This window comes from Halobaculum sp. EA56 (assembly GCF_051195075.1).
In the GTDB taxonomy this organism is placed as follows: Archaea; Halobacteriota; Halobacteria; order Halobacteriales; family Haloferacaceae; genus Halobaculum.
Genome location: NZ_JBNTJX010000039.1, coordinates 1 through 8,333, shown reverse-complemented (window position 1 = coordinate 8,333; position 8,333 = coordinate 1). Strand labels below are relative to the sequence as shown.

Genomic DNA, 8,333 nt, shown 5'->3' with positions numbered 1-8,333 from the left:
GGTACTGCTCGAATTCGATGCGCTCGCTCACCGACAAGGAAGTCATCAAGCACGTCGGGGACGTTCGGGACTTCCGGACCTGGTGGGAGGAGATTCTCGCCCAGGTCGAACTCGTCGCCGACGACCTCTTCGAATTCATCCGAGATGCGCAGGAGATCGATCTCGAGTTCTCCGAGCTCCCGTTCACCGTCACCGAGTTTTACAGCCTGCTGGGATTCCCGGACTATCTCGCAGAGCGTGCTGCCGAGGATGCCGAGGCGAACGCTGCGTCGCCGTTCGAGATCGATATGTGGACGCTGCACTCCGGCGCGACGTACGCGCTCACTCACTTCTTCCAGGGCAAGGAGGGTGCGTCGCTGGACGGCTACGTCCGCACGGCCAACGACATCCTGTTCAACCCCGAGGGTACCATCGAGCGCGTCGAGCGAGCCTACGAGGAGCAGCTCGAGGCGGACGGCGACGACGGGTCGCAGGCGTCGCTCGCCGGCGAGCGTGCGCTCGCGAGCATCGAGCGCGTCAGCGATGATCTACAGGAGAAGGTCGACCAGTTCGAGGAGCGTGAAGATGCGCTGCGTGAGCGGTTCCAAGAGGCGATGGGCTGATTGTCGGAGCGGCGTTCACTGAAACTGTCCTCAAACAGCCGTTTACGTGAGCGGTTCCGGTTCCTCGTTATATTCGACGACTAATTCGACATCATCAGGACCGAATTCATCGCGTTCCGCTTCCAGCGTATCAAGAGCGTCTTTAACCGGGAAGAAATCCGGCTTCTCGAGTGCATCTTCTGTGGCCCAAGCGTATCGAATCGTTTGCTCCGAATCGATGAGGAACACGGCACGCTGTGGAACGCGCTCGTGGTTCTCCCATTCGTCATAACAGACATCATATGACTCGGCAACCCGCCCGGAACTATCACTAAGTAACGGGAAATTGATGCCGTATTCCTCGGCGAATGCTCGGTGGGCGTAGACGCTGTCCCCAGAAATTGCCCAGACATCGAGCGCCGGCGTCAGCTGAAACCACTCTGCATCGCGGATCGCACACAGTTCGTTTGTACAAACAGGACTGAAATCAAATGGGTAAAAAACTAGCAACGCAGCCCGATCATCCGCAGTTGTCTCATCCAAGCTGTACTCGGTTTGTTCTCCGTCACGGAGACCTGGAAGAGTGAATGACGGTGCAGACGCTCCCTCGTTTATCATGCGTCACAGTAGCACACGAAGAAAGGATAGTCTTGGGGCTAACACCCCCACCTGAATGGAGTAGCCTCAAATGTGGGATGAAATTCACTGGAATCCGTACGTCAGGAGTTCGCCGTCGCCCACTCAAGAAGGGGTTCTAATCTCGAACGAATCTCATCCCCTTCGTCAGTTAGCGCGTATTCGACGCGTGGCGGAATTTCGTTGTACTGCGTCCGTGAGACGATCCCTGCCTCCTCGAATTCGTCGAGGCGTTTCGAGATTGTCGACGTGCTCGCTGTAGGGAGGTGCGCCTCGATCTCCGCGAACCGCAGCGAATCGTGTGCGCCGATGATACTGACGAGTTGCATCGCGTATTTTCGGCTCAACGTGTCGATAACTCCTGTGAGCGGACAATAGCACGTCCCCTCAACATCGCACGTTGGCGCCGGTGAAGTAGTATCTGCCATAGCTTCGTGGCCTCCAACCTACTCTATAGCTTCGGACTCTGGAGTATAAGAACTTCCCGTCGTAAAGTTTCGGTATAGATGACTCACACATCCGACTATGATCTCGTGATTCTCGGCGGTGGCGCCGCAGCTTTCGCCGCGATCACTGAAGCGAGCCGACGGGACCTCTCGACGGCGATGGTGAACACCGGCTTGCCCATCGGCGGAACCTGCGTGAACGTCGGCTGTGTCCCGAGTAAGCATCTGCTTGCCGTCGCCGAGAGCGGCGCTGCAGCGTCGGAGAATCCCTTCGACGCCGTTCGATACCCTGAGGAACCGACTGTCGACTGGGCCGACGCACTCGACGGGACCGACGACCTCGTCGAGGGATTCCGGCGGGAGAATTACGTCGATGTCGCCGAGCACTTCGAGACCGACATCTACGAGGGGTACGGCCAGCTGGTCGACGACACAACCATCGAGGTCGTCGACGGCGCCGACGAGGGCGCGCGCATTACTGGAGAGAAGGCGCTCGTCGCGACTGGCAGTTCACCGTGGGCGCCGCCCATCGACGGCCTCGAGGAGGTCGATTACTACACGAGCGAAACCATCCTCGAGGAGCGCGACCTCCCCGAGAGTATCCTAATGCTCGGTGGTGGGTACATCGCGCTGGAGTGGGGCCAGATCCTCCACCGTGTCGGCGTCGACGTGACGATTCTCCAGCGCTCCGAGCGCGTCCTCTCGGACATGGAAGGCCAACTTGGTCGCGAGATGCAGCGTGCATTCGATGAGGAAGGCATCGAGATACTCACCGATAACGACTTCCGGCGCGTCCGCAGGCCAGCAGCTGACGGCGGCGCCGAAGCGATCCAGTCGGGCGTCGCCGTCGAAACAACCGTCGACGGCACTGAGCGAACGGTCACCGGCGACGCGCTGTTCGTCGCGACCGGCGTCCAGCCGAATAGCGAGGGCATCGGCCTCGAAACGGTTGGGATCGAAACGAACCCCGACGGGACGATTCGTGTCGACGAGTACTTCCAGACGACGAATCCCGACATCTACGCGGCGGGCGACGTGATCGGCGAGCCCGAACTGGAGACGGTCGCCGCCAAGGAGGGCAATCACGCCGTCAAGAATGCCTTCGGCAACGAGGGCGTCAGCATCGACTACGATGCAGTCCCCGCAGTCGTGTTCACCAGCCCCGAAGTCGCCGCCGTCGGGACGACCGAACTCGAGTATATGGACGAGCACGGCACCTGTTCGTGCCGGACCGTCCAGATGGCGGACGTGCCGCGGGCGAAAGCCGTGAAGAATACTGACGGCCTCGTCCAGGTCGTCAAACACCACGAGACCGACGAAATCGTCGGTGTCCACATGGTCGGGCCGCGTGCCGCCGACATGATTATGGAAGCCACGCTGGCTGTGAGGTTCGGACTGACCGTCGACGACATCATCGATACTGTCCACCCGTTCCCGACGTTCTCCGAGGCGTTCAAGCAGGCCTGTCAGGCGTTCCGTCGGGATACGTCCAAAATGAGCTGCTGTATCGAGTGAGGTCAGTCGTCGGTCGAGAACACGTCCTCGAGCGTGCCGCTCTCGCCCAGTTCGATGAGGGCACGGTTCAAAAGTTCGCGAACGATGAACTCCTCGTAGTGCTGGGTATCGCAGTATTCACAGGGTTTCATCTCGCGGGCGACCGCCTCGATCTCAGTACCGTGGTCCGCGTACAACGTCTCGATGAGGGATGTCAGCTCCTCGGATGCGGTGGACTGCGCCCCTGCAAGGGTTTCGTCGGCACCCTCCGGGAGCTCGTACGAGAAGACTCGCGTGTTCGACTTGTAGTACTTCCGCGTCCCCCCACCAGCTTCCTCGAGACGGGCGATCTCAACCATCCCCGCGTCCTTCAGGACATTCACGTGGTGGCGGACCGTTGTTTCCGCCTTCTCCTCGCCGCGACGATGCAGTTCGTCGTGAATCTCCTCGATCGTCAGTTCATCGGTCGCGAGCATATCGAGGATCTTCGCCCGGACGTCGTTCTCCAGCGCCTTCGCTTTTTCCGGGTCTGTCGTCACGACTTCGCGGATCGGCACATCAGATTCGAGGAGCGCCATTCTTGTGAGGAGATAGGCGAACAACGACAGTAAGAGTAACGCCACTCTCCCGACATCGGTATTAGGACTTTGATACCGCTATAATTATTGTCGTAATGATTTTCCGCGTCGCGCGATAACCACCACTCACGATGGGAACGACACACGAACAATTCAACGTCGGGGGAATGTCCTGCTCGTTCTGTGCCGAGAGCATCGAGAAGGCCTACGCCCGGACCGACGGCGTCGAGGACGTCGACGTGAGTCTCGCCCACGAGGAGGTACTCGTCCAGTACGACGATGACCGCCTGAGCGAGGTGGCGGTGAAGGACACACTCCGGGACCTCGGCTACACCATCCGAGATCCGGACAAGGCAAAACGATACGAGCAGCAGCAGGCCGAACTCACCGACGGGAAGCGGCGTCTCCTCATCGCTGGCGGCGCATCTCTCGTTGTCGCAGCCCTGATGGGGTGGATGATTCTCGTAATGGGACGCTTCGAGTCGGCATCGCTCGCGATGGACCTGGTGACGCTGGGGCTAGCGCTCGGGACGATGTTCGGTCCCGGGCGCTACATCAAACAGAAGGCGTTCCAGAGCCTTCGTCGGAGGATCTTCAACCAGCACGTCCTCCTAGAAGCGGGCGCCTTCGCCGGGCTCCTCGGGGGGTTACTCGGCCTGTTTGTCTTCCCGAGCTTCCCGACCGTCCACTTCTTCGCCGTCGCCGTGTTCATCACCACCTACCACATCCTCTCGGAGTACACCAGCCTCATCGTCCGCACGCGGGCTTCCCAAGCCGTCCAAGGCCTTCTCGACCTCCAGCCCGACACGGCACGCCGCGTCAGTGATGACGGTGACGTCGAGGAAGTCCCCCTCGACGACCTCAACGTCGGCGACTACGTCCGGGTCAAGCCTGGCGAGAACATCCCCGTCGATGGGATGGTCGTCGAGGGAGAGTCCACGGTCGACGAGTCGGTTGCCACCGGTGAGTCCATCCCCGAGGAGAAAACGGTCGGCGACACGGTGATCGGTGGCAGCGTCAACGAGACCGGGACGCTGCTTATCGAGGTGACTGCAACCGGGGAGGACGCGTTCCTGAATCAGGTGGCACGCGAGATCGAGGAGGCGCGGGCGATGAAACCCGGCATTATCCAGCTCGCCGACCGCGTCCTCAAGTACTTCGTCCCAGGCGTCTTGACGATTGCCGCGCTCTCGTTCCTCTTCTGGGTGGTCGCACCGCTCGCGTGGGGGGCAGACCCCAATGTCCAGCGAGGGGCGTTCGCAGCGCTGGCGGTCCTCGTCCTCGGCTATCCGTGTGCGCTTGGGATGGCAACACCGCTCGCCCTGATTCGGGGTGGCGGGAAGGCAGCGAACCGTGGCATTTTGATGCGCTCCGGCGACGCCTTCCAGATTTTCCCCGACGTCGACCACATCGTGCTGGACAAGACCGGCACGATCACCGTCGGCGAACCCGCCGTCAGTGCGGTCGTCGGGTTCAACGCCGACGAGGAAGACGTACTCGCGACGGCGGCCAGCGCGGAGGCCTTCTCCGAACACCCGCTCGCCGATGCGATCCTCGAGTTCGCTGACGAGCGAGATGTCGAGTACGCGGATCCCGACGTCTTTGACTCGGTGACCGGCAAGGGCGTCCGAGCGATCGTCGGCAGCGACGACGTGTTGGTCGGGAAACCCGGATGGCTCAGCGATGAGGGGATTGACCTTTCGAAGAGGAGCGACGATATTGAGCGACTTCAGGGCCGCGGCCTCACCGTTGCCGGAGTTGTTCGTCACGGTGACCTACTCGGCCTGATCGGCATCGGTGACGAAATCAAAGCAGACGCCGCCGAGACCATCCGGCGGATTCGCGACGCCGGCATTACGCCCGTGATGATCACCGGGGACAACGAGCGCACCGCGAACGCGGTCGCCGAGGAGGTCAGTATCGACCGCGTCATGGCCGACGTGTTGCCCGACGAGAAACGCGAGGAGATCGGTCGCCTGCAGGAAGCCGGCCACCGCGTGGCGATGGTCGGCGACGGCATCAACGACGCGCCGGCACTCACACAGGCGGACATCGGCATCGCCATCGGCGCCGGGACCGACATCGCCATCGAATCGGCGGACATCGTCCTGATGGGTGACCGGCTCGGCGGCGTGATGGACGCCTATGAGATCGGGAACGAGAGCTATCGAAAGACTCGCCAGAATCTCGTGACGGCCTTTGCGTTCAACGGCATCGGCGTCGCCGCCGCGACCACGGGGCTCGTTCACCCGGTGTTCGCGATGCTTGCGATGGTGTTGTCCGTCTCGGCCGTCCTCGCCAACAGCTTCGCTGGTCAGCTCCTCTCCGGTGAGGGTGTCAACACCGAATTCGCTCTCAAAGAACGCACCGACGGCGAGCGTGGAGACGGCCGAGTGACAGCCGATTAAGCCTTTACGTCATAGCCAGCCTGTTCGATTGCCGCGTTCACGTCGTCGTCTGAGACTCCATCCTTGAGGACGACGTCGACCGTGTCAGCGTCGTGGTCGGCCTCGACCCGATTTACACCATCGAGGTTTCGCAGGGCGGTCTCCACGTTCTGTTCGCACCCGTTGCACGACATCCCGATGACGGCGATCGTCTTTCGCTCCATACGGGCCTGTAAACACTCGCGGGGGATGACCATTACGATAACTGTTGTATCGGTTTTATCTCTATTAGAGGCGGGGCGTCATCGTCCGGAGAGTTGTTTGTGTCGGCCCCAAAGGGGTGGAGGCTCTTCGAGAGGAGGGGACCACTGACGACGAAGAGTAAGTCCTGTCCTTAACCAACAATCCCCGCATAAGTTTCCCTGTTGTTGGTTAACAGACTGTACCTCGGTTTGTCAGGCCCCCAGAAGGGGCGCGGGGCGGCCAACAGCGGCCTCGTAACTCCAATCATGTCCCTCGAGCTGAGCTCCAGCGCCAGCACGGCGAGCGACATCGCTGCCGCCAGACAAGCCGACATCGTGGCGTTCCTCCATCGAGCGCCGTTCACTCTGGATGCCTATGAGCTCGGTTTCCTTCCCGGCTTTCGGGAGGACTGCGGGTATCAGGAGACCCAATATCAGAATCTCACCCTCCCCGTCGGGATGCTCGACAACGACTTCCAGAACCCCGATCTGGATCGATTCGTCGAGCGGTTCTTCGAGTACGAGCCACAGGTCGGTGTCATCGGCGACATCTACGAACCTACTGACGTTGACGCCCACATCGCTGCTGCTCGTGAGATTCAGGACAGCTTTCCCGATGCCGAGGTCATCATCGTCCCGAAATCCCAAGCGGTGATTGACACGATCCCAGATGATATCATCCTCGGCTATTCGCGAGGGTACGCCGATCGCCTGGCGCACGAGTTCTCCGACCCAACCGATTGGAGAGGGCGGCGCGTCCACATCCTCGGTGGGAGTCCGCCCAAGCAGCTCGACGCCATTCGACAGCTGACCAGGCCGACACTCACCGACGAGCCACCAGCCGACATCGTCGGCCTCGATTGGAACGGGCTGCATCGCGGCGCGCAGTTCGGGGAGTTCTGGACGGCTGACGGCTGGGATGATAGCGGTCGTGACGCCTCCCACGTCACAGTTCGGAAGACGGTGCGACACAGTCTCGCCCGCATCAAGGCCTTCTGGCAGTCCCACGGCGTCTGGCCTGACTCAGCGCCACATAGCGACATCCTCGAAATCGAGTACGAGGGGCCGTCACCAACCGACCTCGATAGTGCTGCGTGTACCGAATGTGAAGCGAACGTCTGGACGACTCGGCGCGGTCCCTTCATCGCGGAGTATGATACCGGCGTGCTCTGTGGCTACTGCAGCTACGAGTGCTACTTCTCGCATCGCCATCGGAACAACCTCGAGGAGATCGCCGGCGAGCAGAGCGTGTACATTCCACCGGCGTGACGCTACGAGTGGTTTTTCGCGCCCCGGAGGGGGCGAGGGCTCGATCCAAAAAGTCCTCCGAGAAGGTGATTTTCCGTGAGTCAACAACAGCGTCCGAACGATGTCTCGATCGACGATATTCCAGTCGACGTATCGAACACCCAATCAGGCGAGGTCGACCCCGCTGAGGTACCCGAGGAAATCCGATCGATCACTCGTGGACTCGCAAGCGAGCAACCGCCGACGAATCCGCTCGTCGTCCTGAAGGCCGCCCGCTGGTGGTATATACATGGCAAGGGCGGAACCGATCCCGCGTTCCAGTGGGCGATCGAGTGGGTTCGACACCTCGCGACGGACACGCCGAGCGATGTCGACCAGTTCGACGCGTTCCTCGAGTACCTCGTCACGGTCGGCTTCGCTGACGAGAAAGCAGCGCTCCGATAGCAGCCCCGATCTAAACCCCCCGAAGTCGCGCCGATGTTTATCGTGCGCCCCCGAGGGGCGCGGCGCGTCCTGACTTCTCGGAGACGTCGTCGTACTCGATGTGATGCAATCCATGATGACAGCCAGTGAGTCGGGAGTCTCGTTCGAGGAGACCGACACCCGACACGACGAGATGCACAGTACCATCGAAGACTGGATCGACGAGCTCGTCGCAGACGTCGACGAGGCAAAAGCCAGCCAACAGTTCCAGGAGTGGCTCGATGTCCAGTCCCGATTC

Annotated in this window: 8 protein-coding genes and 2 pseudogenes; 6 read left to right on the top strand and 4 right to left on the bottom strand. The window is 61.1% G+C overall.

Going from position 1 to position 8,333, the window contains the following annotated elements; genetic code table 11:
• Window positions 1-602: pseudogene (locus ACQUQ1_RS21280) on the top strand (hypothetical protein); the annotation flags it as partial.
• Window positions 603-644: 42 nt separating this feature from the next.
• Here the strand turns inward: ACQUQ1_RS21280 and ACQUQ1_RS21275 are convergent.
• Together ACQUQ1_RS21275 and ACQUQ1_RS21270 are read right to left on the bottom strand one after the other, a co-directional pair.
• A complete protein-coding gene (locus ACQUQ1_RS21275) occupies window positions 645-1,199 on the bottom strand; it encodes a peroxiredoxin (RefSeq protein ID WP_128904655.1) in 555 nt (184 codons plus the stop codon).
• Window positions 1,200-1,300: 101 nt separating this feature from the next.
• Window positions 1,301-1,645, bottom strand: a complete 345-nt coding sequence (locus tag ACQUQ1_RS21270; RefSeq protein WP_128904656.1) for a winged helix-turn-helix transcriptional regulator — start codon at window positions 1,643-1,645, stop codon at window positions 1,301-1,303.
• A 78-nt stretch (window positions 1,646-1,723) separates the two neighbouring features.
• Between ACQUQ1_RS21270 and merA the strand changes: the two genes are divergently transcribed.
• Window positions 1,724-3,178 carry a mercury(II) reductase gene (gene merA, locus ACQUQ1_RS21265; RefSeq protein WP_435066226.1) on the top strand — a complete coding sequence of 485 codons (1,455 nt, stop codon included), beginning with the start codon at window positions 1,724-1,726 and terminating at the stop codon, window positions 3,176-3,178.
• A 2-nt stretch (window positions 3,179-3,180) separates the two neighbouring features.
• Here the strand turns inward: merA and ACQUQ1_RS21260 are convergent, their stop codons facing one another.
• Entirely contained in the window at window positions 3,181-3,735 is a 555-nt protein-coding gene (locus ACQUQ1_RS21260; protein ID WP_128904658.1) for an ArsR/SmtB family transcription factor, read from the bottom strand.
• A 131-nt stretch (window positions 3,736-3,866) separates the two neighbouring features.
• Between ACQUQ1_RS21260 and ACQUQ1_RS21255 the strand changes: the two genes are divergently transcribed.
• Complete coding sequence (locus ACQUQ1_RS21255; protein ID WP_128904659.1) at window positions 3,867-6,143, top strand: heavy metal translocating P-type ATPase; 2,277 nt, start codon at window positions 3,867-3,869, stop codon at window positions 6,141-6,143.
• Here the strand turns inward: ACQUQ1_RS21255 and ACQUQ1_RS21250 are convergent.
• Window positions 6,140-6,346: a heavy-metal-associated domain-containing protein gene (locus ACQUQ1_RS21250; RefSeq protein WP_128904660.1), complete on the bottom strand. Its 207-nt coding sequence runs from the start codon at window positions 6,344-6,346 to the stop codon at window positions 6,140-6,142. The genes ACQUQ1_RS21255 and ACQUQ1_RS21250 overlap by 4 nt on opposite strands.
• 285 nt (window positions 6,347-6,631) lie before the next feature.
• Between ACQUQ1_RS21250 and ACQUQ1_RS21245 the strand changes: the two genes are divergently transcribed.
• The 3 genes and pseudogenes from ACQUQ1_RS21245 to ACQUQ1_RS21235 form a co-directional block, all read left to right on the top strand.
• Window positions 6,632-7,633, top strand: a complete 1,002-nt coding sequence (locus tag ACQUQ1_RS21245) for a DUF6610 family protein (protein WP_128904729.1) — start codon at window positions 6,632-6,634, stop codon at window positions 7,631-7,633.
• Between the two features lie 75 nt (window positions 7,634-7,708).
• Window positions 7,709-8,056 carry a hypothetical protein gene (locus ACQUQ1_RS21240; protein WP_128904661.1) on the top strand — a complete coding sequence of 116 codons (348 nt, stop codon included), beginning with the start codon at window positions 7,709-7,711 and terminating at the stop codon, window positions 8,054-8,056.
• A 112-nt stretch (window positions 8,057-8,168) separates the two neighbouring features.
• Window positions 8,169-8,333: pseudogene (locus ACQUQ1_RS21235) on the top strand (DUF955 domain-containing protein); the annotation flags it as partial.